Annotated in this window: 27 protein-coding genes; 15 read left to right on the plus strand and 12 right to left on the minus strand. The window is 70.8% G+C overall.

Translation table 11 applies throughout. The annotated features are described in order from the left end of the window. Positions 1-46 precede the first annotated feature (46 nt). Both ESP57_RS01610 and ESP57_RS01615 read left to right on the plus strand, forming a co-directional pair. On the plus strand, positions 47-1234 hold the full coding sequence (locus ESP57_RS01610; protein WP_129230346.1) for an MFS transporter: 1188 nt from the start codon (positions 47-49) through the stop codon (positions 1232-1234). Between the two features lie 86 nt (positions 1235-1320). Continuing rightward, complete coding sequence (locus ESP57_RS01615) at positions 1321-2199, plus strand: DUF3097 domain-containing protein (RefSeq protein ID WP_129230347.1); 879 nt, start codon at positions 1321-1323, stop codon at positions 2197-2199. 37 nt (positions 2200-2236) lie between these two features. Here the strand turns inward: ESP57_RS01615 and ESP57_RS01620 are convergent, their stop codons facing one another. Together ESP57_RS01620 and ESP57_RS01625 are read right to left on the minus strand one after the other, a co-directional pair. Next, entirely contained in the window at positions 2237-3340 is a 1104-nt protein-coding gene (locus ESP57_RS01620; protein WP_129230348.1) for a VIT1/CCC1 transporter family protein, read from the minus strand. 160 nt (positions 3341-3500) lie between these two features. Then, positions 3501-3977 (minus strand): Lrp/AsnC family transcriptional regulator, encoded by a 477-nt coding sequence (locus ESP57_RS01625; RefSeq protein ID WP_179550138.1) that lies wholly within the window; start codon positions 3975-3977, stop codon positions 3501-3503. Positions 3978-4086: 109 nt separating this feature from the next. Here ESP57_RS01625 and ESP57_RS01630 point away from each other — a divergent pair, with 109 nt between their 5' ends. Then, positions 4087-5319, plus strand: coding sequence for a trans-sulfuration enzyme family protein (locus ESP57_RS01630; RefSeq protein ID WP_129230349.1), 1233 nt, complete (start codon positions 4087-4089; stop codon positions 5317-5319). 35 nt (positions 5320-5354) lie between these two features. Here ESP57_RS01630 and ESP57_RS01635 read toward each other — a convergent pair whose 3' ends face one another. Together ESP57_RS01635 and ESP57_RS01640 are read right to left on the minus strand one after the other, a co-directional pair. After that, on the minus strand, positions 5355-6734 hold the full coding sequence (locus ESP57_RS01635; RefSeq protein ID WP_129230350.1) for an MFS transporter: 1380 nt from the start codon (positions 6732-6734) through the stop codon (positions 5355-5357). A 65-nt stretch (positions 6735-6799) separates the two neighbouring features. After that, complete coding sequence (locus ESP57_RS01640; RefSeq protein ID WP_056008880.1) at positions 6800-8599, minus strand: DEAD/DEAH box helicase; 1800 nt, start codon at positions 8597-8599, stop codon at positions 6800-6802. An 85-nt stretch (positions 8600-8684) separates the two neighbouring features. On the opposite strand from ESP57_RS01640, the gene ESP57_RS01645 reads away from it, so the two are divergent. Then, positions 8685-9470 (plus strand): SGNH/GDSL hydrolase family protein, encoded by a 786-nt coding sequence (locus ESP57_RS01645; RefSeq protein WP_056008883.1) that lies wholly within the window; start codon positions 8685-8687, stop codon positions 9468-9470. Between the two features lie 24 nt (positions 9471-9494). Here ESP57_RS01645 and ESP57_RS01650 read toward each other — a convergent pair whose 3' ends face one another. Together ESP57_RS01650 and ESP57_RS01655 are read right to left on the minus strand one after the other, a co-directional pair. Beyond that, entirely contained in the window at positions 9495-10745 is a 1251-nt protein-coding gene (locus ESP57_RS01650; protein WP_129230351.1) for a D-alanyl-D-alanine carboxypeptidase family protein, read from the minus strand. Continuing rightward, on the minus strand, positions 10742-11560 hold the full coding sequence (locus ESP57_RS01655) for a TrmH family RNA methyltransferase (protein ID WP_129230352.1): 819 nt from the start codon (positions 11558-11560) through the stop codon (positions 10742-10744). The genes ESP57_RS01650 and ESP57_RS01655 overlap by 4 nt, the downstream gene beginning before the upstream one ends. Positions 11561-11651: 91 nt before the next feature. Here ESP57_RS01655 and ESP57_RS01660 point away from each other — a divergent pair, with 91 nt between their 5' ends. Together ESP57_RS01660 and ESP57_RS01665 are read left to right on the plus strand one after the other, a co-directional pair. Beyond that, complete coding sequence (locus tag ESP57_RS01660) at positions 11652-12497, plus strand: NAD-dependent protein deacetylase (protein WP_235507678.1); 846 nt, start codon at positions 11652-11654, stop codon at positions 12495-12497. A 31-nt stretch (positions 12498-12528) separates the two neighbouring features. Next, entirely contained in the window at positions 12529-13149 is a 621-nt protein-coding gene (locus ESP57_RS01665; protein ID WP_129230353.1) for a histidine phosphatase family protein, read from the plus strand. Between the two features lie 44 nt (positions 13150-13193). Here the strand turns inward: ESP57_RS01665 and ESP57_RS01670 are convergent, their stop codons facing one another. Together ESP57_RS01670 and ESP57_RS01675 are read right to left on the minus strand one after the other, a co-directional pair. Continuing rightward, the gene (locus ESP57_RS01670) at positions 13194-14291 is read right to left on the minus strand and encodes a glycosyltransferase family 4 protein (protein ID WP_056008890.1); all 1098 of its coding nucleotides are present in this window, start codon (positions 14289-14291) and stop codon (positions 13194-13196) included. Next, positions 14288-15181, minus strand: a complete 894-nt coding sequence (locus tag ESP57_RS01675; protein ID WP_129230354.1) for an alpha/beta fold hydrolase — start codon at positions 15179-15181, stop codon at positions 14288-14290. Before ESP57_RS01675 ends, ESP57_RS01670 begins: the two co-directional genes overlap by 4 nt. A gap of 126 nt (positions 15182-15307) precedes the next feature. On the opposite strand from ESP57_RS01675, the gene ESP57_RS01680 reads away from it, so the two are divergent. Continuing rightward, positions 15308-16006 carry an exonuclease domain-containing protein gene (locus tag ESP57_RS01680; protein WP_129230355.1) on the plus strand — a complete coding sequence of 233 codons (699 nt, stop codon included), beginning with the start codon at positions 15308-15310 and terminating at the stop codon, positions 16004-16006. A gap of 129 nt (positions 16007-16135) precedes the next feature. On the opposite strand, the gene ESP57_RS01685 is transcribed toward ESP57_RS01680, so the two are convergent. The 3 genes from ESP57_RS01685 to glgA form a co-directional block, all read right to left on the minus strand. After that, a complete protein-coding gene (locus tag ESP57_RS01685) occupies positions 16136-16384 on the minus strand; it encodes a type B 50S ribosomal protein L31 (protein WP_056008902.1) in 249 nt (82 codons plus the stop codon). A 127-nt stretch (positions 16385-16511) separates the two neighbouring features. Beyond that, positions 16512-17297, minus strand: coding sequence for an ABC transporter ATP-binding protein (locus ESP57_RS01690; protein WP_129230356.1), 786 nt, complete (start codon positions 17295-17297; stop codon positions 16512-16514). A 69-nt stretch (positions 17298-17366) separates the two neighbouring features. Further along, complete coding sequence (gene glgA / locus ESP57_RS01695; protein WP_129230357.1) at positions 17367-18554, minus strand: glycogen synthase; 1188 nt, start codon at positions 18552-18554, stop codon at positions 17367-17369. An 81-nt stretch (positions 18555-18635) separates the two neighbouring features. On the opposite strand from glgA, the gene glgC reads away from it, so the two are divergent. Genes glgC through crcB form a run of 5 tightly spaced genes read left to right on the plus strand, consistent with a single transcriptional unit; the run spans position 18636 to position 21935 of the window. After that, positions 18636-19883, plus strand: a complete 1248-nt coding sequence (gene glgC / locus ESP57_RS01700; RefSeq protein WP_056008907.1) for a glucose-1-phosphate adenylyltransferase — start codon at positions 18636-18638, stop codon at positions 19881-19883. Beyond that, the gene (gene serB / locus ESP57_RS01705; protein WP_243648366.1) at positions 19880-20542 is read left to right on the plus strand and encodes a phosphoserine phosphatase SerB; all 663 of its coding nucleotides are present in this window, start codon (positions 19880-19882) and stop codon (positions 20540-20542) included. Before glgC ends, serB begins: the two co-directional genes overlap by 4 nt. Positions 20543-20596: 54 nt before the next feature. Further along, on the plus strand, positions 20597-21115 hold the full coding sequence (locus tag ESP57_RS01710; RefSeq protein ID WP_129230358.1) for a universal stress protein: 519 nt from the start codon (positions 20597-20599) through the stop codon (positions 21113-21115). Further along, positions 21112-21561 (plus strand): fluoride efflux transporter FluC, encoded by a 450-nt coding sequence (locus ESP57_RS01715; protein ID WP_243648367.1) that lies wholly within the window; start codon positions 21112-21114, stop codon positions 21559-21561. Before ESP57_RS01710 ends, ESP57_RS01715 begins: the two co-directional genes overlap by 4 nt. Then, positions 21558-21935: a fluoride efflux transporter CrcB gene (gene crcB / locus ESP57_RS01720; RefSeq protein WP_056008917.1), complete on the plus strand. Its 378-nt coding sequence runs from the start codon at positions 21558-21560 to the stop codon at positions 21933-21935. Before ESP57_RS01715 ends, crcB begins: the two co-directional genes overlap by 4 nt. Positions 21936-21998: 63 nt before the next feature. Here crcB and ESP57_RS01725 read toward each other — a convergent pair whose 3' ends face one another. Then, the gene (locus tag ESP57_RS01725) at positions 21999-22709 is read right to left on the minus strand and encodes a beta-ketoacyl-ACP reductase (protein WP_115957952.1); all 711 of its coding nucleotides are present in this window, start codon (positions 22707-22709) and stop codon (positions 21999-22001) included. A gap of 133 nt (positions 22710-22842) precedes the next feature. Between ESP57_RS01725 and ESP57_RS01730 the strand changes: the two genes are divergently transcribed. The 3 genes from ESP57_RS01730 to ESP57_RS01740 are packed head-to-tail and all read left to right on the plus strand — an operon-like array spanning position 22843 to position 24286. Continuing rightward, complete coding sequence (locus tag ESP57_RS01730; RefSeq protein WP_082571297.1) at positions 22843-23199, plus strand: DUF3099 domain-containing protein; 357 nt, start codon at positions 22843-22845, stop codon at positions 23197-23199. Further along, positions 23196-23453, plus strand: coding sequence for a hypothetical protein (locus ESP57_RS01735; protein ID WP_056008923.1), 258 nt, complete (start codon positions 23196-23198; stop codon positions 23451-23453). Before ESP57_RS01730 ends, ESP57_RS01735 begins: the two co-directional genes overlap by 4 nt. Further along, positions 23450-24286 (plus strand): SURF1 family cytochrome oxidase biogenesis protein, encoded by an 837-nt coding sequence (locus ESP57_RS01740; protein WP_165877352.1) that lies wholly within the window; start codon positions 23450-23452, stop codon positions 24284-24286. The genes ESP57_RS01735 and ESP57_RS01740 overlap by 4 nt, the downstream gene beginning before the upstream one ends.

Raw genomic sequence — 24286 nt, forward strand, 5'->3', positions numbered from 1 at the left:
TCGTGGACAGCTGCGATCCACGAGCACCGAGCCGAGGCGCCCCGCGATGACGGGCCCGCCTGCCGCACAGCGCCTGTTCTCGCCCGCCTTCATCGCGCTGGGCGTCGCGGAGCTCGCCTACTTCACCGCGGTCGGGGTGTCGATCTACGCACTGCCGCTCACCGTCACCGGCCCGATCGGCGGCGACGAGGCGATGGCAGGCCTGGCGTTCGGGGCCTTCGCCCTGTCCGCCCTGGTACTGCGTCCCGTCGCCGGGCGCCTGACGGACACCCTCGGCCGGCGGCCCCTGCTCCTCGGGGGCGCACTCACCGCAGCGCTGAGCCTGGCATTGCTCGCGACCGCCGGCGACCTCGTCACGATCATCGCGTTGCGCCTCCTCGCCGGCGTCGCCGAGGCGGCGTTCTTCGTCGCCGGATTCGCGGCCCTCGCCGACCTGGCGCCGCCCGCACGCATGGGCGAGGCCCTGTCGTACAACTCGCTCGGTCTCTACCTCGGCATCGCCCTCGGACCGCCACTCGGCGAGGTGCTCGTCGGCGTCTCCGGATTCGGGCTCGCGTGGATCGGTGCTGCCGCCCTCGCCGTGGTCGCCGCCGGTCTCTCGCTCCTCGTCGGCGAGACGAGGGAGGGGCCGCCGCCCGCGAAGGCGGATCGGCGGATCATCCACCGACCGGCGGTGCCGATCTCGCTCGGCTTCCTCGCATCCCTCGTGCCGATCGGTGGCTTCCTCACGTTCGCGGCGTTGCAGGCGGAGGCCGTCGGCTCGGTGGCCGCAAGCGCCCCGCTGCTCGTCTACGGAGGGGTGGTCGTGGTGTGCCGCATCGTCTTCGCCCGTCTTCCCGATCGGGTGCCTCCGCTCGCCCTCGGAGCAGCGGCGCTCGTGACGATCGGCATCGGCCTCGCGCTCATCGCGGCGTGGGCGTCGCCGATCGGCCTCGTGCTCGGCACTGGCGTCGCAGCGATCGGCGTCGCGTTCAGCACCCCGGCGTTCTTCGGCGCGATCTTCGCGACCGCGTCACCGTCACAGCGCGGCGTGGCATCGGGAACGGCGAGTGCCGCCATCGACCTCGGACTCGGGCTGGGGCCGATCGTGCTCGGACTCGTCGCCCACGCCGCCGGCATCCCGTGGGCGTTCGTCGTCGGGGCGGCCGTCGCCGCCATGGGTGCACTGTGGACGCTCGTCCTCCTCCGCCGCACCGGTGCATCCGCTCGCTCGCAGGCGAACCTGCCCACCTGACGCCAGGTCGGATGTCGCCAGAGGTGGTTCGCCGCACCACCGTGTCGGCGCAACGCCGACCACGCGGCATCCGTTAGCCTCGATCGGTGCCCGCGACGCCTCATGATTCCTTCCGCAGCGACCCCCATGACCGATACGGCGGCGATGTGCTCGCCGGCGATTGGAAGGCGCGCGGGCGCACGGTGATCCCGACGGTCGAGGCCGAACGCGATCTCGTCGTCGAACTCGCCGAGAACGGGTTCTGCGGTGCCGTGATCGGCATCGAGAAGAACATCGTGGTGCTCGAGGACCGATTCGGTGCCAGACGCATGTTCCCCTTGGGCCCGGGCTTCCTCATCGACGGCGAGGCCGTGCAACTGGTGAAGCCGAAGCCGAAAGCGCCGACCGGTCGGCTGCGCACGGCGTCGGGCTCGTTCGCCGTGGAGTCGTCGCCCGCGCGAGTCGCCCTGCCGAGCCGCATCTTCGTCGAGGGGCGGCACGACGCCGAACTCGTCGAGAAGGTCTGGGGCGCCGACCTCCGCGTCGAGGGCGTCGTCGTCGAGTACCTCGAGGGCGTCGACGTGCTGGCCGACGTGCTCGCCGAATTCCGGCCCGGACCCGGCCGCAGGGCCGGGGTGCTCGTCGACCACCTCGTGGCCGGCTCGAAGGAGCAGCGCATCGCCGACGCCGTCATGCGCGGTCCGCACGGGGCGAACGTGCTCGTCGTGGGGCATCCGTTCATCGACATCTGGCAGGGCGTGAAGCCGGCGCGCCTCGGCAAGGAGGCGTGGCCCGTGATTCCGCGGGGCATCGAGTGGAAGCACGGCGTGTGCGACGCGTTCGGCTGGCCGCACGGCGAGCAGGCCGACATCGCGCGGGCCTGGCAGCACATCCTCGGGCGGGTGCGCGGCTACGGCGACCTCGAACCCGCTCTGCTCGGCCGAGTGGAGGAGCTCATCGACTTCGTGACGGCACCCGCCGGCTGACGAGTCGACCGCGCGCGAGTGCCCGTGACGCTTCCCGCTAGACGATCGTGGTGCCGAAGGCGAGGCCGAGGAGGTACGTGACTGCCGCCGCGCCGAGGCCGATGCCGAGCTGGCGCAGCGCCCGCTTCAGCGGCGAGGCGCCCGAGAGCAGGCCCACGATCGCGCCGGTCGCGAGCAGGGCGATGCCCACGAGCACCGTCGCCGTCAGGATCGCCGGGAGGCCGGTCATGCCGAAGAGATAGGGCAGCACCGGGATCAGGGCGCCGGACGCGAAGAAGCAGAAGCTCGAGATCGCGGCGGACAGGCCGGTGCCGACCGCTTCGTCGTCGTGCTCGACGACGCTCAATGCATCGGTCGGCGCCTGCAACTGCTCTGCCGCGTGCACGCGCGCGACGACGAGAGCGGCGTGGTCGACGGCCTCCTGCTGCTCCATGCCGCGGGCACGGTAGACGAGCGCGAGCTCGTTGGCGTCGATGTCGAGGTCGGGCAGCGCCTCACGGGCGGAGGGGTCGGGAGCGGATGCCTCGAGCAGCTCGCGCTGCGACCGCACCGAGACGTACTCGCCGGCACCCATCGACAGGGCGCCGGCGAGGAGGCCCGCGATGCCCGTGAAGAGCACGACCGCCGCGGGCACGCCGGTTGCGCCGATGCCGAGCACGAGGGCCAGGTTCGAGACGAGTCCGTCGTTGGCGCCGAAGACCGCGGCGCGGAAGGTGCCCGCGAGCCGTCGCCGGCCGCGCGAGGCGAGCCCGCGCACGACTTCGCCGTGGATGCGTTCGTCGGCGGCCATGGCGGCCGTGGCATCGGGATCGGTGGCATACGGTGATCGGGCTTCGGCGCGCTGCGCGAGCGCGAGCACGAAGATCGAGCCGAATCGGCGCGCGAGGGTGCCCAGCAGGCGTGTGCGCACATCGGCTCGGGGCATGCCGCGGTCATCGCCGCCGAGCAGGGCGAGCCAGTGGGCTTCGTGACGCCCCTCTGCTGCTGCGAGGGCCAGGAGGATGTCGCGCTCCTCGCCGTCGCGGCGAGCTGCGAGTTCGCGGTAGACGGCGGCCTCTGCGCGTTCGTCGGCGAGGTATCGCCGCCATCTCGCCCGGTCGGCGGCCGTGCCGGTCGCGCCGGTCGGCTGTACGTCGTTCATCCTGCTCCCGTCATCGCGGGCGCTCGGCTGCCTGCGACCCGAGCTCGTCCCGCGCCATCGCATGCGGCCGTTCGAACGGCCTCCGCCACGCTATCGGGCAGGGTCGTCGCGATCGCCGGATTCACGCGGATTGGCAGGATTTCGGATCGCCGAACCGGGTTCAGCCGACGAGCTTGTTCCAGCCGTCGCCATCGGCGTGCTCGAAGATGAGGTTCGTCTCGGTGTGTGCGACGGCGGGGTGCCCTGTCAGGTAGTTCAGCACGAACTCCCGCAGTTCTTCGGCATCGCGCGCGGCGACGTGGATCAGGTAGTCCTCGGCGCCGGCCATGTGGAAGACGCCGATCACGCCCGGCAGGTGCGGCACGGCCTGACGGAACGCGTCGATCTCGCTGCGGTCGTGCTTGACGAGACGGATCGCGATGAGCGCCTGCAATGAGACGCCGAGCGAGGCGAGGTCGACATCGACGCGATAGCCGCGAACGGTACCGAGGGTCTGCAGGCGTCGGAGCCGGAGCGATACGGTGGACTCGGCGACCCCGACTTCCGCGGCGAGGGCGGCACCCGAGGCGCGTGCATTCGTCGAGAGGGCCTGAAGGAGAGCCCGGTCGACTCGATCGAGTTCCGGCTTCTGCGCCACGGTGGTCTCCTCAGGGGTCGAAACTGCAGAACATTCGAGATTTCGAGCGTATCGCATCGAACCTTCACGTTGGTTTGCCGAACGTCACAGATTCTGCTTGATTCGACCCATGCAGACATCGTCGTCGCATCTCGAGACCCGTGCCGTCCACGGCGGTATGACGGGCGTTCGAGAGAGCGGATCCCATGTGCCAGTGATCGACTTCTCCACCACGAACCCGCTCGGCGACGTCGAGACCGGCGGCGCCTCGTATGAGGAACTCGCAACGGGCCACGACCTCGGCGAGGGCCGGTCGGCGGTGTACCAGCGGCTCTGGCAGCCCGGCGTGGCACGATTCGAGGCGTCGCTCTCGGGGCTCGAGGGCACCGAGGGTGCGGTCGCGTTCGCGAGCGGCATGGCGGCGCTCGCCGCCGTGCTCATCGCCACGGCGTCCGCGGGTCGCCCCCACATCGTCGCGGTGCGCCCCTTGTACGGCGGCACCGACCACGTGCTCGCGAGCGGCCTGCTCGGCACCGAGGTCACCTGGACGGATGCCGCGGGCATCGCGAGCGCCATTCGGCCCGACACCGGCCTCGTCGTCATCGAGACGCCCGCGAACCCGACGCTCGAACTCCTCGACATCCGGGCGATCGCGGATGCCGCGGGCGACGTGCCCGTGCTCGTCGACAACACCTTCGCGACCCCCGTGCTGCAACGCCCGGTCGAGCACGGCGCCACCCTCGTGCTGCACAGCGCGACCAAGTACCTGGGCGGCCACGGCGATGTCATGGGCGGAGTCGTGGCCGCCGACGCGGCCTGGGTCGAACGCCTTCGGCAGGTTCGCGCCCTGACCGGCGGGCTGCTGCACCCGATGGGCGCGTACCTCCTGCACCGTGGCCTCCGCACCCTTCCGCTGCGCGTCCGCGCGCAGCAGGCGACCGCCGCGGCGCTCGCCGAGCGTCTGCTCGCCCATCCCGCCGTCGCGAGCGTGCACTACCCGGGGCTCCCCGGCCAAGACCCTGCAGGCCTCATCGGTCGTCAGCTCGAGGGACCGGGGTCGATCATCGCGCTCGACCTCGTCGGCGGATACGACGCCGCAGCGAGGTTCACCGAGTCCTGCGAGCTCGTCACGCACGCCGTGTCCCTCGGCGGCGTGGACTCGCTCGTGCAGCACCCGGCATCGCTGACCCACCGGCCCGTCGCCGGCGAGGCGAAGCCCGGTGCGGGCATCGTGCGCCTCGCGATCGGCCTCGAGCACGTCGACGACCTCACCGACGACCTCATGGCCGCGCTCGACCGGGCAGCCGAGCTCGGCGGGCTCGACGGCGGCGCCGAAACCAGGGAAGCCGCGAACGCGCGCTGAGGACCCGTCCCGGCGTGCGCTGAGCGGGTCCCGGCTCAGTCGCGCGCCGGCTCACTCGCCGGCGTCGAGGCGGCGTGCACGGGGTTTCTGATGCCGATCCACGACACGATGCCGCCGACCACGAGGAACGCCGCCGTCGCGATCGCCGCCCGGTGGAAGCCCGCGACATCGAGCTGAGCACCGACGATGACGCCGATCGAGGCGATCGCGACGAGTCCTGCGATTCGAGCGACCGCGTTGTTGACGGCCGATCCGATGCCCGCCCGGGCCGGGTCCACCGCGCCGAGGATCGCAGCGGTCAGCGGCGCCACCGTCATCGCCATGCCGAGCCCCATCACGATGATGCCCGGCAGCAGTTGGGTCCAGTACGACACCTCGGTCGTGACCGTGAGCGTGAGGAGGTACCCGACGGCCACCGTGATCGGGCCGAGCGTCATGAAGATGCGCGGCCCGAACCGGGTCGACAACCCGCCGAACCAGGAGCCGAGGAACACGATCATGATCGTGGGCGGCAGCGTCGCGAGCCCGGCGGCGGTCGCGGAGAATCCCGCGAACTCCTGCAGGAAGATGGTGATCGCGAACGGCCCGAGCGAGAACGCCGCGTAGATGAAGAGCGTGGCGAGATTTCCCGCCGCGAAGTTGCGCGCCCGGAAGAGGCTGAGGGGCAGCATCGGCTGCGGAGTCCGGTTCTCCCACCACACGAACACGACGAGGGCGATGAGCCCGACGACGAGCGGGATGTAGACGACTGGCGACGACCAGCCGAATCGCCCCTGCTCGATGAGCGCGAAGACGGTGCCGCCTAGGCCGACGACGCCGAGCGCCGCCCCCGGCCAGTCGATGCGCTCCTTCGCAGGGTTTGCGGCGTCGCGACCGAGCGCGTGCATGAAGACGAGGGAGAAGGCGATCGGCACCAGGTTGATCCAGAAGACGAGCCGCCAGGAGACGAGGTCCACGAGCACACCGCCGAGCAGCGGTCCGACGAGGAACGCGACGGTCGTCCACGCCGTCCAACGTCCGATCGCCTTTCCCTGTGCCGCAGCGGGGAACGTCGCGATGATGAGCGCGAGCGAACTCGGCACGAGCAGGGCGCCGGCCGCGCCTTGCAGCCCACGCCCGATGACGAAGACGAGGCCGTCGGGCGCCATGGCGCAGAGCACGGATGTCGCGGCGAAGCCGTAGAGCCCGATGCGGATGATCCGGAGGCGCCCGTACGAGTCCGACAACGAGCCCGCGAGGAGGATGAGCGAGCCGAGCGTCAGCAGGTAGGCGTCGACGGCCCACTGCTGCAGCGCGAGTCCGCCGCCGAGCTCGGCCTCGATCGCGGGAAGCGCGACGTTGATGACCGCGCCGTCGAGGAAGGCGATGAAGGAGACGACGATGGCGACGACGAGTACGCGCGAACGACGGTCCATACGGCCATGCTAGACCCGCTCCGGATGCCGCGAGCCGAGGCATCCGCTCGCTGCAGTCGACCCTGTCAGCGGCTGCCGAGTCGCTTCCGCAGAAACTCGATGCGCGCCTGCAATTGCGTGACCGTGGCCTGCGCGACGGCCGGCCCGCCGCAGATGCGGCGGAGCTCGCCGTGCACCTGCGAGTGCGGCTCGCCGGTGTGCCGGGCCCAGAGCCCGACGAGGCTGTTGAGCAGCGACCGCTGCTCTTTGAGCGTGCGGAAGAGCGCGACCGGCTCGGGATTCTCGTCGGCGACCACGTGCTTGCGGCGCTCCCCCGCGCGCCGGGCCTGCCGTGCCTGGCGATGCCTGAGCAGCTCGGAGACCTGCTCGGGCTCGAGGATGCCGGGGATGCCGATGAAGTCGTACTCCTCGTCGCTGCCTGGCTCGGCGAGGGTGCCGAACTCGGTGCCGTCGTAGAGCACGCGGTCGAACGAGGCATCCGACCCGAGGGCCTCCCAGGTGCCGAGCCCCAGCTCCTCTTCGGAGGCGCGCTCCTCGCGGTTGGCGGACTCGAGCAGGCTGTCGTCGAGGCCGTCGTCGTCGTCATCGCCTCCGCGTCGGTCGAGGGCGTGATCGCGCTCGAGCTCGAGCTGCGAGGCGAGCGCCATGAGGCCGGGCACGTTCGGGAGGAAGACCGTGGCGGTCTCACCGCGGCGACGCGCCCGCACGAAGCGGCCGATCGCCTGCGCGAAGAAGAGCGGCGTCGAGGCGCTCGTGGCGTAGACGCCGACCGCGAGGCGCGGCACGTCGACGCCCTCGGACACCATGCGCACGGCGACCATCCAGCGGCTGGTGTTCGCCGAGAACTCCTCAATGCGCGAGCTCGCCTCCTTCTCGTCGGAGAGCACGATCGTCACCTTCTCGCCGCAGATCTGCTCGAGGATCTGCGCGTAGGCGCGGGCGACGGTCTGGTCGGTCGCGATGACGAGACCGCCTGCATCGGGGATACCGTGCCGCACCTCGGTGAGACGTCGATCGGCAGCCGCGAGGACAGCGGGGATCCACTCGCCGCTCGGCTCGAGGGCGGTGCGCCAGGCCGAGGAGGTGATGTCCTTCGTGTTGTCCTCGCCGAGCTTCGCCTCCATCTCGTCGCCGGCCTTCGTGCGCCAGCGCATGTGGCCCGCGTAGACCATGAAGAGCACCGGGCGCACGACGCCGTCGGCGAGGGCGCGACCATAGCCGTAGTTGTAGTCGGACTTCGAGAGCCGCACACCCTGGGCGTCGGGCACGTACTGCACGAACGGGATGGGCGCGGTGTCGGATCTGAACGGCGTGCCGGTCAGCGAGAGTCGCTTCTCGGCGCGCTCGAACGCCTCGCGGATCGCGTCGCCCCACGAGAGCGCATCGCCGCCGTGGTGCACCTCGTCGAGGATGACGAGGGTCTTGCCCGAGAGCGTCACGTCGCGGTGCAGGCCCGGCCGCATGGCGACCTGCGCATAGGTGACGGCGACCCCGTGATAGTGGCGCGAACTGCGGCCGTGGGCATTGCGGAAATCGGGGTCGAGCCGGATGCCGGCGCGGGCTGCCGCGTCGGCCCACTGCCGCTTCAGGTGGTCGGTCGGCGCCACCACGGTGATGCGGTCGATGATGCGTCGGGCACGCAGCTCGGCCGCGAGCCGGAGGGCGAAGGTCGTCTTGCCGGCACCCGGCGTCGCGGCGGCGAGGAAGTCGCGCGGCAGCTCGGCGAGGTACTGCTCGAGTGCATCGGCCTGCCAGGCCCGGAGCTTCGAGGCCGTGCCCCACGCAGCGCGTTCGGGGAACGAGGGTGAGAGGTGCTCGGCGGCTGACGTGCCCGGTTGGGGGCCGAAAGGGATCGCTGTGCTCACTGGATCCGAGCGTAGCGGAGGCGCCCGACATCCCCGAACCGGGAGCGAGATCCCCGAACCGGGAACGAGTTGGCACAATGGAGGAATGGTCTCCCCGCAGCATCCCTGGTCGCGCTACGTCGCCCTCGGCGACTCCTTCACCGAGGGCATCGGCGACCCCGAGCCCAACGCTCCCGGCGGGCACCGCGGCTGGGCCGACCGCGTCGCCGAGCAGCTCGCGCAGGGCACCGAGGACTTCGCCTATGCGAACCTCGCCGTGCGGGGCAAGCTCATCCAGCAGATCATCGACGAGCAGATCGAACCGGCGCTCGCCCTGCGCCCCGACCTCATCACGATCTCGGCCGGCGGCAACGACGTCATCCGTCCGCGCACCGACCCCGACGAGATCGCGGCCCGATTCGAGTACGCGATCGAGCGCCTTTCCCGCGACCACGCGACGATCGTCATCTTCACCGGCGTCGACGTCGGCTTCTCCCCCGTGTTCCGCGGCATCCGCGGCAAGGTGGCGATCTACAACGAGAACCTGCGCACCATCGCGGCGAAGTACGACTGCATCGTCGCCGACCAGTGGGCGCTCACGGCCATCCAGGACCAGCGCATGTGGGCGCCCGACCGGCTGCACCTCAACTCGCTCGGCCACCACACGGTCGCGAGCATGGTGATCGACGCCCTCAACGTCGAGCACGATCTCGAGCCGCTGCGCCCCGAGCCGCTGCCGTCGAGCACCTGGCGCCAGGCGCGCGTCGAAGACCTCTCCTGGGCGAGGGAGTACCTCGTGCCCTGGGTGGTGCGACGCATCCGCCACCAGTCGTCGGGCGATCTCATCAGCGCCAAGCGACCGGATGCCGCGCCGTACGAGTCCCTCGAGTAGGCGACGCCGATCGGCGGGGCCGGCTCAGCCGAGCGCACCCGGATTCGAGAGGCGCCACCACGTGCCCGGGTCGACGATCGCGGCGTCGAGCACGAGTGGCACGCTGATCTCCTGCGAGCCGGCGCGGACGATCGCCGAGCCGACCTCGTCGCCGCGCTCCGCGAGCGTGACGGGCTCGGCCTGCACCTCGACGTCGACGGGCGTGTCGCTCCACACCACGAGCATGGCACCCTCGGCCGCGCGCGCCCGTGCCGTCTCGCCCCACGGGGTCGTGTACTCGGCGAAGACCTGGTTCGCCTCGAGCGGCGCGACCTCGTGGAAGCCCGGGGCGACCGAGTCGAGCAGCGCGGCGATGGCCTCGTCGAGCACGGAGTGGGTCTCGCCGCCGAGCAGCACGCCGACGACGGTCACCGTCGAGGAGCCCACGGCGTAGTCGGCCGTGAAGAGCAGGTTCGCCGCATCGTCGGTCGTGCCCGTCTTCATGCCGTCGACGCCGTGCGTGCCGAGCAGCTTGTTCGAGTTCTCGAGGGTGCCGAGTTCGGGGATCTCGACGCTCTTCGACGCCACGATGGCCGCGATCGTCGGGTCGCGGAGCGCGATCTCGCCGAGGAGGACCATGTCGGCCGCGGTGCCGACGTTGTCGTCGGAGATGCCGCTCGAGTCGACGACGTGCGTGTTCGCGAGTCCGTTGGCGGCGAGCCACGCGTTGGCCTTCTCGACGAGCGCCTGCTCCGAGCCGAAGGCCCAGTTCGCGATGGAGATGCCGTAGTTGTTGCCCGACGGGATGAGGAGCGCCTCGAGGCTCTCCTTGAGACTCAGGGTGGCGCCCGCCTCGACGGGGGCGACCGAGCCGTTCTGGGCGACCATGTCCCAGTAGATGTCGACGTCGGCATCGGTGTAGGCGATGTCGGGACCGACCTCGCCCGCGGGGATCGGATGCTCGGCGAGCACCGTCAGCGCGGTGATGACCTTCGTGATGCTCGCCATCGCCATCGGCGTGGACTCGTTGCCGGCTGCCATCAGGCCGTCGAAGCCGACGGCCCCGACGGCATAGCTGCCGAAGCCCGGCAGCGCGAGCGGCTGCGCGGCCGCCGCGACCGGCTCGGGGTCGGTGATCTGCGGTGCGGCCGCGGGCACGGCGGCGCCGAGCGCGTTCGCCGTGTAGACGCCACCCGTCGTGACGAGCGCGATGACGACCGCGAGGGCGCTGAACACGACGATGCGGCGACGGCGGTAGACCCGCGCCTTCGACGCGTTCGCCTCGACGTCGGTCACGATGCATCCCCTTCGGGGAGGGCGACCGCATAGAGCACCACGGCTGCCGCGGCCGCGACGTTCAGGGAGTCGACGCCGTGTCGCATGGGGATCGTCACGACGGTGTCGGCCGACTCGAGCGCGGTGCGGCTGAGCCCGTCGCCCTCGGCGCCGAAGACGAGCGCGAGCCGCTCGGGTGCAGCGGCGGCGAGGTCGGGCAGCGAGACCGCGTCGTCGGCGAGGGCGAGCGCTGCGATCGTGAAGCCGCCGGCGTGCAGGAGCTCGGCCGCCTCCGGCCACTCGGGCAGCCGGGTCCACGGCACCTGGAAGACCGTGCCCATGCTCACCCGGACACTCCGGCGGTAGAGCGGGTCGGCACAGCGGGGGCTCACGAGCACCGCATCGGCGCCGAGGGCTGCGACGCTGCGGAAGATGGCTCCGACGTTCGTGTGGTCGACGATGTCTTCCAGCACGACGACCCGTCGCGCGTTCGCGAGGAGCTCGGCGGGGTCGGCGAGCACGGGCCGTTCGAAGGCGGCGAGGGCGCCGCGATGAACGCGGTATCCCGTGATCGCCTCGAGCTGGTCGGGGTCGGCGAGATGCACCGGGATGTCGAATGGAGCGAGCACCGGTTCGAGGCCCGCGAGCCACTTCTCCTCCATGAGCACCGAGCGCGGTCGGTGGCCCGCGGCGATCGCCCGGCGGATCACCTTCGCAGACTCGGCGATGTAGAGACCCTGTTCGGGCTCGTGGGCGCTTCGCAGCGCGACGTCGGTGAGCCGTGCGTAATCGGCCACCGCATCGGATGCCGCGTCGCGGACTCGTTCGATGTGCATGGGTCTCCTTCACCCTCCAGCCTGCCAGTGCCCGAAACATTCCGGAAAACGGAGACGTCTAGACTCGGGTCATCGCTGAAGGGAGAGTCGCGTGAGCACTGGTATCGAGGCCCCGGTCGCAGCCGAACAACACCTCGCCGAAGCGATCGAACTGCTCCGCGGCGCGCGTGTCGCGGTGCTCACCGGTGCGGGGGTCAGCACGGATTCCGGCATCCCCGACTATCGCGGCGAAGGCGCCCCTGTTCGCACTCCGATGACCGTGCAGACCTTCCTCGCCTCCGAACGGGCCCGCAAGCGCTACTGGGCGGGCAGCCACCTCGGCTGGCGCAGCTTCGGCAGCGCCGTGCCCAACCGAGGCCACCTCGCACTCGCCGACCTCGAGTCGCGCGGCATCGTCGGCGGCGTGATCACGCAGAACGTCGACGGACTGCACCGCCGTGCGGGCAACCGGCACGTCATCGAGCTGCACGGCAGCATGGACCGCGTGCTGTGCCTCACCTGCGGCCAGCACTACGCCCGTCAGGCCATCGCGGCACGGCTCGAGGAACTGAACCCCGAGATCGACCTCGAGACCGCGATCCGCCCGGCACCCGACGGCGACGTCGAGGTCGACGACGTCGACGCGATGGTGATCCCCGCGTGCACCGTGTGCGGCGGCATCCTGAAACCCGACGTGGTGTTCTTCGGCGAATTCGTGCCCAGCGACCGGTTCCAGGCCGCGGCCTCCCTCGTGCAGGGCGCCGACGTGCTGCTCGTCGCGGGCTCCTCGCTCGTCGTGAACTCGGGCATGCGGCTCCTCGAGCAGGCTCGTCGCAAGCGACTGCCGATCGTCATCGTCAACCGCGGCGTCACGAAGGGCGACGGCAGAGCCGCGGTGAAGGTCGACGCCGGCGCGAGCGAGACGCTCGTGGCGATCGCCGACGCCCTCGATTCGTGACGGCTGCGGTCGTTCTGCAAGAGTTGTCGCCATGACGGATGCCGCGACCGACGAGACCCGCACCGACTCGGTGCTCATCGCCCTGGTCCGGCACGGCGAGACCGAATGGAACCGCCAGCGACGCCTCCAGGGCATGACGGACATCCCGCTGAACGACACGGGCCGGGCGCAGGCGGTGCGCACGGCGACCTGGCTCGCCGGCGATGACGAGTGGCACGTGGTCTACGCCAGTCAGCTCTCACGCGCCGCCGAGACAGCGGAGATCATCGCACGCGAACTCGATCTGCCGGCGCCCACGATCAACCAGGGACTGGCCGAGCGCGCGCACGGGGTGCTCGAAGGGCTCGACCACGCGAGCGCCCGCGCCGCCGTCGAGGCGCAGGTCACGACGATCGAGGGGCTCGAACCGCGCTCATCGGCGATCGCGCGGGTGACGGGCGCGCTCGAGGAGATCGCCGCATCTCACCCCGGCGGCAACGTCGTGGTCGTCACGCACGGTGACGTGATCCGCTCGCTCATGCTGCATCTGAGCGATTGGACGCTCCCGGGCGCCGGCTACGCAGTCGCCAACGGCTCGGTGCATCTCGTGCGCTTCGATGCCGGCGAGCTCTCGCTCGTCGATCCCGAAGCACTCACGGGCACCGACGCGTAGGCACCGACTCGTCGGCGCCGTCGGCACCGACGTGTCGCAACGTCTCAGCCCGCGCGACGCCGGCGACGCCGCCCGTTGCCGGCGACCGTCGACTGCATGAGGGCGAGCAGGCGCTCGGCCGACGCCGCCCAGTTGTAGCGGGCGGCGACGACGACGGATGCCTCGGAGCGCCGCTCCCACTCCCCCGCCCGCTCGAGCGACCACAGCGCGGCGACGAGCGACTCGGGGTTCTCGGGGTCGAAGTAGACGGCGGCGTCGCCGCCGATCTCGCGGAAGATCGGGATGTCGCTGACCACCACGGGCGTGCCGAGGCGCATCGCCTCGACGAGCGGGATGCCGAAGCCCTCGGCCTTCGACGCGTGCACGAGTGCGGTGGCGTTCGAGAGCAGCTCGGCGTACGCGGCGTCCGTCACGCCGTCGTGGAAGACGAGTCTGGCCTGCGGTGCCAGGCGAGTGAGCCGCGAACGCTCGTCGGCGCTGATGCGGCTGAGCAGGTGCAGCTCGTGGTCGGGCAGTGCCGCGACGGCCCGCACGAGCGTGTCGACGTTCTTGTACGGCATGTACGAGCCCATGTACACGAGACGATGCCCCTCGGGGCGCGTGCGGGGCAGGGCGGGAGCGCCGAGGTCGTCGGCCGCGTTCGGCACGACGGTGACGGGACGGTCGGTGAGGTGGTGCTCGTGGATGAGGCCGGCGGTCGTCTCGGAGACCGTCACGACCTGGTCGGCGCGGTTCAGCAGCATGCGCTGCGGCCACCAGGCGAGGTGGTAGAGCCGCCACAGCAGCCGCACAGGGGCCGGCAGGTCGCGCGGCGGCGTGCGGTTCTCGTAGTAGATCAGGTCGTGCAGCGTCAGAAGCAGCTTGTAGTCGCGACCCCACGAGCCCATCGTCTGCATGGGCGTGAAGACGACGTCGGGGCGCAGCTTCTTGACCTGCAGGGCGACGAGCGGTTCGCGGACGCTCGTGGGCGAGCTCACGAGCTGCCACGGCATCGCCGGGAGCATGTCGAGCTGGCGGTGATCGCTCACGAGCATGGTGAGCGGATGCCGCTTGCCGAGCTCCGTCACGATGCCCGCGGTGAAGCGGCTGATGCCGTCGTGCTGCCCGATGCGGGTGTAGCGGCAGTCGACGACGATCCTCACGCGCGCGCCCCGGCGCCGAGGAACGTCAGGATGCGGGATGCCGCGTCGCCGGGCGTCTCGTAGTGGATGAGGTGGCCGACCTCGGGGATCACCTCGAGGGTCGCGTCGGGGAAGAGCGTGAGGAGGCGGTGCTGCGCCGAGAGCGGCGTGACGTCGTCGCGTTCGGCGGCGACGAGGAGCGTCGGCACCGGGATGTCGGCGGCGTACTGGCTGACGTCGTTGCTGACGGAGGCCTGGAACGCCTCGAGCACTGCGTCACGGTCGCCGAACGCCGAGAAGTACTGGTCGTGCTGGTCGTGGATGAAGCGGCGGAGCGGCTTCGAACGGGTCTTGGCCATCGTGACGCTCATGACGCGCACGATGGCGCCATTTCGGAGCAGGGCGAAGCCGGCACGCTCGGGCAGCGCCGCCGCGGTGCGGTAGTAGAAGACCGCCAGCCGGGTCATGACGCCGCGCGGACCTTCGAGGGCCGGGGCGCCGATCGGGTTGACGAGCACGAGGCGCTCGGGAGCGAGGCCCCCTGCGACGGCGGCCGACGAGACGATCGAGCCGAACGAGTGGCCGAGCAGGGTGTACGGCCCCGTGATGCCGACGGCGTCGATGAACGCGCCGAGCCATGCGGCGTAGGCCCCGATGTCGTGCGGGCGGTCTGCGAAGGTCGCTGATTCGCCGAAGCCCGGCAGGTCGGGCGAGATGATGCGGAATCCGGGCAGCTGGGCGACGACGGGTTCGAGGCCGTGGTGGTCACCGCGGAAGCCGTGCACGAGCACGAGCACCGGGGCATCCGCTCGGCCGTACTCCCACCAGGCCGTCTCGGTGCCGTCGACGTCGACGCGATGCGCTCGCACGGGGATGCGAGCGAGCTGCTCGGCGTAGGGAGAGGTGATCATCCCTGCCATTCTATGGTTCGTCCCGGAGTGCCCGCTGATCGCCGTGGAGAGCGGGAAGCCCGCCGATGCCGCCGACACGCGCCCTCGCGCGACGCCGATGACGGTGGCCGACCATAGCCTGACGACATGGATCTTCTGGGTGGCCACTGGGCCGACACGCTCGCCGTCTTCGACCTCGAGACGACGGGCATCGACGTCGACACGTGCCGCATCGTGACGGCCCACGTCGGCGTGATCGGCGCCTCCGGCGAGGTGCTCGAGCAGCGCGAGTGGCTCGTCGATCCGGGAGTCGAGATCCCCACCGCGGCGTCGCTCATCCACGGCGTCAGCACCGAACGCGCCCGCCTCGAGGGTCAGCGGGCTCCGGTCGCGGTCGCCGAGATCGTCGGCGCATTGACGGATGCCGCGTCGCGGGGGCTGCCGATCGTGGCGTACAACGCCGCGTACGACCTCACGATCCTCGACCGCGAAGCCGCCCGCTACGGCGTGGCTCCCCTGCCCGGCCCCGGTGCCGTCATCGACCCGCTCGTGATCGATAAGGCCGTCGACAAGTACCGACGCGGCAAGCGCACGCTCACCGCGACCGCCGAGCACTACGGCGTCACCCTCGACGACGCCCACGATGCAGGCGCCGACGCCGTGGCAGCAGGCCGCGTCGCCCAGGCGATCGCCCGCACCTTCCCCGAGCTCGCGGCGACCGCCGTCGCCGAGCTGCACGCCCGGCAGGTCGACTGGAGTCGCGAGCAGGCCGAGAGCTACCAGGCGTGGCGCCGCAAGAACGGCGAGCCCGAGTTCACGACGTCAGGCGCCTGGCCGGTGCGCTGAGTCGCGTTCGACTCCCCCGGTTCGCGGATCCTCGAGGAGACGACCAGCTCGCGTCCCTCCGAGCCGATCACGACCTGCGGGCACGACGAAGGCCCCGCCGATGGCGGGGCCTTCGTGGTACGACAGTGCTTACGCGCCGAAGTTCTTGAAGCGCTGGTTGAACTTCTCGACGCGGCCGGCCGAGTCCATGATGCGCTGCTTGCCCGTGTAGAACGGGTGCGACTCCGACGAGATCTCGACGTCGATGACCGGGTAGGTCTCACCGTCGAGCTCGATCGTCTTGTCGCTCTTGGCCGTCGAGCGGGTGAGGAACGTGGCGCCCGAAGCGAGGTCGCGGAAGACGATCGCGTTGTACTCGGGGTGGATGTCGGTCTTCATGGAGACTTCCTTGGATTTCAGCTGGTGAAGCATTCGGACGGTGGATACGAAGCCTGCGCGTGCGCAGGGAAGAAAGGTGGCCCACGGGCCAGCTATCGATCTTAGCAGAATCGACAGCGAGGTGCGGTCACACGGCGCGAGCCGCGTATCGACCGTCGGTCTCGGTCAGTTCGATCTTCATGTCGAACGTCTTGGAGAGGTTCTCGGCGGTGAGCGACTCTGCGAGCGGACCCGCCGTGACGATGCCGCCCTTCTGCAGCAGCAGGGCGTGCGTGAAGCCGACGGGGATCTCTTCGACGTGGTGGGTGACCATCACGATCGCGGGAGAGGCCGACGACGCGGCATAGCCGCCGAGCAGCCCGACGAGCTCTTCACGCGCGCCGAGGTCGAGGCTCGCGGCCGGCTCGTCGAGCAGCAGCAGTTCGGGGTCGGTCATGACCGAGCGGGCGATCTGCACGCGCTTCTGCTCGCCGTCGGAGAGGCTGCCGAAGCGGCGGTCGGCGAAGCCGTCGAGACCCCATTCGGAGAGCACCCGCTGCGCGCGGCGGAGGTCGATCGCCTCGTACTCCTCGTTCCAGCGGCCGGTGACCGAGTACGCCGCGGTGAGCACGACGTCGATCACGGTCTCGTTGCGCGGGATCTTGCGGGCCATCGCAGTGGACGCGAAGCCGATCATGGGGCGCAGCTCGAAGACGTCGACCTTGCCGAGGGCCTCTTGCAGCACGTCGGCCTTGCCAGAGGTCGGATGCATCGCCGCGGCCGCGATCTGCAGCAGCGTGGTCTTGCCCGCGCCGTTCGGACCGAGGATGACCCAGCGCTCGTCGGAGGCGACGCTCCAGTTGACCGAGTCGAGGATCGTGTTGCCATCGCGGACCACCGACACATCGTGGAACTGCAGAACCGTGCTCGCCATACGTCCCATGCTATCGGCAGCGCGGAGGTCGCTCGGCACGCCGAGGCACGCCACGCGCGTCGACCCGGTTCACCGGGCGAGCACGCGCCCGTAGAGCTCGAGCGTGCGTTCGGCGATCGCAGCCCAGCCGAAGTCGGTCTCTGCGCGGCGTCGTCCGGCGGCACCCATCTCGGCCGCGCGAACCGGGTCGCTCACGACGGCGGTCAGCGCAGCCGCGAGATCGGCGACGAACCGGTCGGGGTCGACCGGCGTGCCGGTGCCGTCGTCGAGCTGCTCGATCGGCACGAGCACCCCGGTCACGCCGTCGGCGACGACCTCGGGGATGCCGCCCGTCGCGGTGCCGACGACCGGCGCACCGCACGCCATGGCCTCGAGGTTCACGATGCCGAGCGGCTCGTAGACCGATGGGCAGACGAAGGTGGTGGCGGCGGTGAGGAGTGCTGAGAGCTCCGCGCGCGGCAGGTGCCGATCGATCCACACCACACCATCGCGCTCCGTGCGCAGCTCGTCGACGAGCGACGTCACCTCCGACATGATCGCCTCGGTGTCGGGGGCGCCGGCGCACAGCACGAGCTGGACGTCGTCGGGCAGCAGTCGTGCAGCCCGGAGCAGGTAGGGCAGGCCCTTCTGCCGAGTGATGCGGCCGACGAAGATCACCGACGGTCGATCGGGGTCGACGCCGAGCGAGCGCACGAGGTCGGGGTCGTGGTGCGGCGCCCAGTCTTCGAGGTCGATGCCGTTGTAGACCACCTCGACACGGCTCGGGTCGATGGAGGGATAGGAGCGGAGGATGTCGCGGCGCATGCCCTCGCTCACGGCGATGACCGCATCGGCGTCTTCGAACGCGCTGCGCTCGACCCACGACGAGAGGCGGTAGCCGCCGCCCAGCTGCTCGGCCTTCCACGGCCGTAGCGGCTCGAGGCTGTGCGCCGTCACGACGTGCGGCACCCCGTGCAGGCGCTTCGCGGTGAATCCGGCGAAGTTCGCGTACCACGTGTGCGAGTGGACGAGATCGGCCCCGGCCGCGTCGCCGGCCATGAGCAGGTCGACGCCCATCGTGCTGAGCACCGGATCGGCCGCCACGAACTCGGGTGGGACGGGATACCCGAAGGTGCCGGGCTCGTCGCGCGGCGCGCCGAAGCATCGGACTCGCACGTCGATGCTCGAGCGCAGCGCTCGGACGAGCTCCGCGGCGTGCACACCGGCACCGCCGTAGACCTCGGGTGGGTACTCGCGGGTGAGCAGGTCGACGCGCATGATGCAAACGTAGCGCAGCGACATCCGTCACGCTCCGACTCGACTGGCCCGCGGACGGCTCGCGCTGACTAGGGTTGTGGCATGGCGACGCGCAAGGTATTCGGCATCGTCCTCGCCGGCGGCGAGGGCAAGCGACTCATGCCCCTGACAGAAGATCGCGCGAAGCCGGCGGTGCCCTTCGGGGGGCAGTACCGCCTGATCGATTTCGCGCTCTCGAACCTGCTGAACTCGGGGCTGCGGCAGATCGTCGTGCTCACGCAGTACAAGTCGCACAGCCTCGACCGGCATGTGTCGCAGACCTGGCGCATGAGCGGGCTCCTGAACTCCTACGTGGCCTCGGTGCCCGCGCAGCAGCGCCTCGGCAAGCGCTGGTTCTCCGGTTCGGCCGATGCCATCCTGCAGAGCCTCAACCTCATCTACGACGAGCAGCCCGACATCATCGTCGTGGTCGGCGCCGACCACGTGTACCGCATGGACTTCAGCCAGATGATCGACGCGCACATCGAGTCCGGCGCTGCCGCCACCGTGGCCGCGATCCGGCAGCCGATCGGGCTCGCCGACCAGTTCGGCGTCATCGAGGTCGACGCCGCCAACCCGGGCCGCATCCACCGGTTCCTCGAGAAGCCCACCGATCCGGTCGGGCTCCCCGACTCCCCCGGTGAGGTGCTCGCCTCGATGGGCAACTACGTCTTCAACGCCGACGCCCTCATCGACGCCGTGTTGCGCGACGGCGAACGCACGGACTCGAGCCACGACATGGGCGGGGACATCATCCCGGCGTTCGTGTCCCAGGGTGCAGCGGGCGTCTACGACCTGCAGCGCAACGAGGTGCCCGGGTCGACCGACCGCGACCGCTACTACTGGCGCGACGTCGGAACCATCGACTCGTTCTTCGAGGCGCACCAGGACCTCATCTCGGTGCTGCCGGTCTTCAACCTCTACAACCGGGAGTGGCCGATCTTCAGCCAGCAGCTGAACTCGCCGCCGGCGAAGTTCACCCGCGACGCCCGCGGCACCCTCGGCACGGTCATCGACTCCATCGTCTCGCTCGGCTCGGTCATCTCGGGCGCACACGTCGAACGCAGCGTCATCGGGCCGTGGGCGAAGGTCGGCTCGGGCGCGCACGTCTCCGACTCGATCCTCTTCGACCGGGCGCGCATCGATGCGCGCGCGACCGTGCAGCGGGCGATCCTCGACAAGGAGGTCATCGTCGAGGCGGGGGCACGCATCGGCGTCGACCGGGCCGAAGACGTCGCTCGAGGCTTCATCGTGACCGACAGCGGCATCACCGTGGTGGGCAAGGGCTCGCGCGTCCGGGCCACCGCGTGAGCGCGCGCACCACCGGCCGCGCGAGCGGCCCCCTCCTCGTGCTCGACGCCGACTCCACCCTCATCCGCGAAGAGGCGATCGAGCTGCTGGCCGAAGCCGCCGGCACGCTCGAGCACGTCGCGGCGGTCACCGAGCGCGCCATGCGCGGGGAGCTCGACTTCGCCGAGAGCCTGCGCGAGCGGGTCGGGACCCTCGCGGGCCTCGAGGTCACGGTGCTCGCCGCAGCACGCGAACGAATGACCCCGACCCCGGGCGTCCAGCAGCTCATCGACGGCGTGCACGCCGCAGGAGGTCGCATCGGCGTCGTCTCCGGAGGCTTCCACGAGCTGCTCGACCCGCTCGCCGAGCGCCTCGGGCTCGACTTCTGCCGCGCGAACCGTCTCGAGATCGCAGGCGGCCGTCTGACCGGTCGGGTCGACGGCCCGATCGTCGACGCCGCAGCGAAAGCGGCCGCACTCGCCGAATGGGCGGATGCCAGTGGCATCCCGATCTCGCGCACCGTCGCGGTCGGCGACGGCGCGAACGACCTGCAGATGCTCGACCGTGCTGCGCTCGGCATCGCCTTCTGCGCGAAGCCGATCGTGCGGGCGCAGGCGGACCTCGTGATCGACCGCCCAGACCTGTCGCCGGTGCTCACCGTGCTCGGCCTGCGTGGATGAGTCCGCGTCAGTCGCGCGTTGACCCTGCCGAGGGCCGCGGCGTAGCATCGCGGCATGGCTGAGGTCGGGGGCGCGCCTTCCGCGCGGCCGGTGATCGTCGGCGTGGTACCCGGCCAGCCGGCCCACGTGGTGCAGGAGGCCGCGGCGTTCGCGAGCCGGTTCGAGTCCCCGCTCGTGTGCGCATACGTCAATCCGGCGCGGTACCCGGTCGAGGAGTCCGCCGATGGGTCCGTCGAGAGCGCGTCGATCGATCCCGACTTCGCCGACGACCGCGAGGCGGTCTTCGACGAGGCCCTCGCCGAATCGCTGCGCGCCGCGCTCGTGGACACCGCAGTGCCCTGGCGCTCGCTCGCGCTCGCCGGCGACGTCGCCGGTGCCCTCGCGCACCTCGGGGACACGCTCGACGCCGCCATGATCGTCGTCGGCGCCCATGACCATGCGTTCGGCGGGAGCCTGCGCGAGTTCTTCAACCGGTCGGTGGGCGCGCAGCTGGCGCACCGCCAGGGGCGACCGGTCGTGGTCATCCCCGCGCGGCGCATGGACTCGCAGCGCGGCTCTGGAACCGCCTCGTGACGGGTGAACGGCCGCCCCACCTCCGGTGGAGCGCCATCGCACTCGTCGTGGTGGGCGGCATGGCCGGGTCGGCCGCCCGCGCCGGGCTCGCACTCGTGATCCCCCCGGTCGCGCAGGTTCCGCTCGCCATCGCGATCGTCAACCTCGTGGGCGCGTTCGTGCTCGGCTGCCTGTACGCCGCCCTGGCGCACCGCGGTCACGACGATGCATCCGCCGTGCAACTCCGACTGCTGCTCGGAACCGGGTTCTGCGGCGGCTTCACCACGTACAGTGCACTCGCGAGCGACACCGTCGTGCTGGCGGTCGACGGTGCCGTTGGAGTCTCGATGGTCTACGCCCTCGGCACGGTGCTGGTGGGCGCACTCGCCACCTGGGCCGGCATCGTCGTCGGCACGGCTCTCGGCAGAGGTCACGGACGCGCCGTTCGAGACGGCGGGCCGGCATGACGCTTCCGCTCTTCCTCCTGGTCGTCGTCGCCGGCGGGCTCGGTGCCGGCGTGCGCTTCGTCGTCGACGGCGTCATCCGATCGCGAGTCCGCACGGCGTTCCCGTGGGCGACGACGATCATCAACGTCTCCGGCTCGTTCGCGCTCGGTCTCGTCGTCGGCGCGACACTCGCGAACCTGCTGGCGCCGGAGTTCGCCATCGTGCTCGGCACTGGCTTCCTCGGCGGCTACACGACGTTCAGCACCGCGAGCTACGAGACCGTGCAGCTCATCCGCCAGCGACGGGTCGCCGCGTCGCTCGTGAGCGGCGTGCTGATGCTCGTGTCGTCGGTCGCCGCGGCCGGCCTCGGTCTCTGGCTCGGCAGCGCGTTCTGACCGCGGCGAGCCCGGTACACCGCTCGGCGAGCCTCAGCGCACTGGACCCCCGTCGATTCGGACCTAGTGCCCCATGCCGAGGCCGCCGTCGACGGGGATGACGGCACCGGAGATGTACCCGGCCTCGTCGCCGGCGAGCCAGGCCACGACCTTCGCGACCTCTTCGGGGGCGGCGAAACGACCGAGGGGGATGCTCTTCTGGTATTCGGCCTGCTGCGCCTCGGGCAGCTCACCGGTCATGTCGGTCTCGATGAACCCCGGCGCGACGACGTTCGCGGTGATGTTGCGCGCCCCGAGTTCGCGGGTGAGCGACCGGGCCATGCCCACGAGTCCCGCCTTCGATGCCGAGTAGTTGACCTGCCCCGCCGAGCCGTACAGCCCGACGACGCTGGAGATGAGCACGATGCGGCCGAATCGCGCCTTCAGCATGCCCTTCGAGGCGCGCTTCACGACCCGGAAGGCGCCCGTCAGGTTGGTGTCGATGACGCTCGTGAAGTCGTCTTCGCTCATGCGGAGCAGCAGCATGTCGCGCGTGATGCCGGCATTCGCGACGACGACCTCGACCGGGCCGAGAGCCGCCTCGATCTCGGTGAAGGCCGCGTCGACGGATGCCGCGTCGGTGACGTCGGCGCGGACGGTGAGCGAGCCCTCGGGCCCCTCGCCCGAGCGGGCGGTCACGGCCACGCGGTGGCCCTGGGCGATGAACTCGCGGGCGATCGCGAACCCGATTCCCCGGTTGCCACCGGTCACGAGAACGGTGCGGCTCGTCGTCATGCGTATTTCTCCTTCAGGCGTCGGGCCGATCGGCCCGTTTCAGCTTAGAGGCTCCTGTATTCCGGGCATCCGTCACCCGCTGACGGACGTAGGCTTGAAGCAAGAGGAGTGCCGCAGAACCACGGCGAACACCATGAAGCAGCAGCAGTCGATCACCACGCTGCCGCTCTCGCCCGAAGCGGAGCGGCGGTCGCGCATGATCAAGTACTCGATCGCGATGTCGATCCGCGTGCTCTGCGTCATCGGCCTGCTCTTCGCACGCGGCTGGTGGCTCGCGGTGTTCGCGGCCGGGGCGATCTTCCTGCCGTACATCGCGGTCGTGCTCGCGAACGTGCAGGGCTCCGGTCGACGCAGCACGGTGCTCCGCCCCGGCGTCCTCATGCGCCGCACCTCCCCCACGACTCCCCCGCCCTCGGCGGGTGCCCCCGGTTCCGAGCACCCAGCGCCGCACGACGACGGAACGCGCCACGACGAACGCGGCGCCGCATGATCGGTGGACTGGGCGCGTCGCCCGACCACGGCACCTGCTCGCGCGCGCAATGCCGTGAGCCGGCGACCTGGCGCATCGACTGGCGCAACCCGCGCATCCACACGGGCGACCGCGGCAAGACCTGGCTCGCGTGCGACGAACACGTCGACTACCTGCGCGGCTTCCTCGAGGCGCGTTCGTTCCCGGTCGCGGTCGCCGGGTTCGCCGACCTCATCGAGCCGCGGCCCGACGCCGCAGACGGAGACGACGCGTGAACGACTGGCGATTCCTGTTGCATCGGCGATGGGCCGGCTACCTGCTGCTCACCGTCGTCTTCGCGATCGTCTGCGCCGCGCTCGGCGCCTGGCAGTTCAACCGTCGCACCGAAGCGCTCGCCGAGGTCGCGCGCATCGACGCGAACTACGACGCTGCGGCCGTGCCCGTCGCCGAGGCGCTCCCCGACCCCGACGACTTCGACATCGACCAGCGCTGGCAGGTCGTGTCCCTTTCCGGCGAGTACCTGACCGATGAAGAGGTGGTCGTGCGCAACCGCCCGTTCGAGGGCAGCTCGGGCTTCCAGGTCATCACGCCGTTCCTCCTCGACGACGGCGCGGTCTTCATGGTCGATCGCGGCTGGATCGCGCAGAACTCCGAGGGCCGGCCGAGCGAGGTGCCGCCGCCGCCGAGCGGGCACGTCGAGGTCGAGGCCCGGCTGAAGGCCGGCGAGGGGCGCATCGAGGGTCGCACCTCGACGGGGAACGAGTTCGCGACGATCGACCTCGAGGAGCTTTCTGAGCGCGTCGGCGAACCGGGCTACACCGCCGCATACGGCGTGCTCGTGCAGACGGGCGCCGACGCCGATGAACCGCCGCTGGCGGCGGCGCGACCCGAACGCGACGAGGGCCCGCACCTCTCGTATGCGCTGCAGTGGTACGTCTTCGCGCTCATGGGCTTCGTCGGCCTCGCGTGGGCGGCGAACCAGGAGCGCAAGGCGCTCGCCGAGACCTCCGGTTCGACGGATGCCGCGACTCGCGCCGCCCGCAAGCCGAAGGTGAAGCGGCGCGACGCCGACGCCGATCTCGAGGACGGCGTGCTCGACCGGCGTTAG

Origin of the sequence: Agromyces fucosus (genome assembly GCF_004134865.1) — a bacterium.
GTDB classification, from domain to species: Bacteria; Actinomycetota; Actinomycetes; order Actinomycetales; family Microbacteriaceae; genus Agromyces; species Agromyces fucosus.

Excerpts from the sequence above, each read along its gene's own strand:
- ESP57_RS01610 (WP_129230346.1), top strand. The coding sequence starts at position 47 with ATGACGGGCCCGCCTGCCGCACAGCGCCTGTTCTCGCCCGCCTTCATC.
- ESP57_RS01620 (WP_129230348.1), bottom strand. The coding sequence starts at position 3,340 with ATGAACGACGTACAGCCGACCGGCGCGACCGGCACGGCCGCCGACCGG.
- ESP57_RS01630 (WP_129230349.1), top strand. The coding sequence starts at position 4,087 with ATGCAGACATCGTCGTCGCATCTCGAGACCCGTGCCGTCCACGGCGGT.
- ESP57_RS01635 (WP_129230350.1), bottom strand. The coding sequence starts at position 6,734 with ATGGACCGTCGTTCGCGCGTACTCGTCGTCGCCATCGTCGTCTCCTTC.
- ESP57_RS01645 (WP_056008883.1), top strand. The coding sequence starts at position 8,685 with ATGGTCTCCCCGCAGCATCCCTGGTCGCGCTACGTCGCCCTCGGCGAC.
- ESP57_RS01655 (WP_129230352.1), bottom strand. The coding sequence starts at position 11,560 with ATGCACATCGAACGAGTCCGCGACGCGGCATCCGATGCGGTGGCCGAT.
- ESP57_RS01665 (WP_129230353.1), top strand. The coding sequence starts at position 12,529 with ATGACGGATGCCGCGACCGACGAGACCCGCACCGACTCGGTGCTCATC.
- ESP57_RS01675 (WP_129230354.1), bottom strand. The coding sequence starts at position 15,181 with ATGATCACCTCTCCCTACGCCGAGCAGCTCGCTCGCATCCCCGTGCGA.
- ESP57_RS01680 (WP_129230355.1), top strand. The coding sequence starts at position 15,308 with ATGGATCTTCTGGGTGGCCACTGGGCCGACACGCTCGCCGTCTTCGAC.
- ESP57_RS01685 (WP_056008902.1), bottom strand. The coding sequence starts at position 16,384 with ATGAAGACCGACATCCACCCCGAGTACAACGCGATCGTCTTCCGCGAC.
- ESP57_RS01690 (WP_129230356.1), bottom strand. The coding sequence starts at position 17,297 with ATGGCGAGCACGGTTCTGCAGTTCCACGATGTGTCGGTGGTCCGCGAT.
- glgA (WP_129230357.1), bottom strand. The coding sequence starts at position 18,554 with ATGCGCGTCGACCTGCTCACCCGCGAGTACCCACCCGAGGTCTACGGC.
- glgC (WP_056008907.1), top strand. The coding sequence starts at position 18,636 with ATGGCGACGCGCAAGGTATTCGGCATCGTCCTCGCCGGCGGCGAGGGC.
- ESP57_RS01710 (WP_129230358.1), top strand. The coding sequence starts at position 20,597 with ATGGCTGAGGTCGGGGGCGCGCCTTCCGCGCGGCCGGTGATCGTCGGC.
- crcB (WP_056008917.1), top strand. The coding sequence starts at position 21,558 with ATGACGCTTCCGCTCTTCCTCCTGGTCGTCGTCGCCGGCGGGCTCGGT.
- ESP57_RS01725 (WP_115957952.1), bottom strand. The coding sequence starts at position 22,709 with ATGACGACGAGCCGCACCGTTCTCGTGACCGGTGGCAACCGGGGAATC.
- ESP57_RS01730 (WP_082571297.1), top strand. The coding sequence starts at position 22,843 with ATGAAGCAGCAGCAGTCGATCACCACGCTGCCGCTCTCGCCCGAAGCG.
- ESP57_RS01735 (WP_056008923.1), top strand. The coding sequence starts at position 23,196 with ATGATCGGTGGACTGGGCGCGTCGCCCGACCACGGCACCTGCTCGCGC.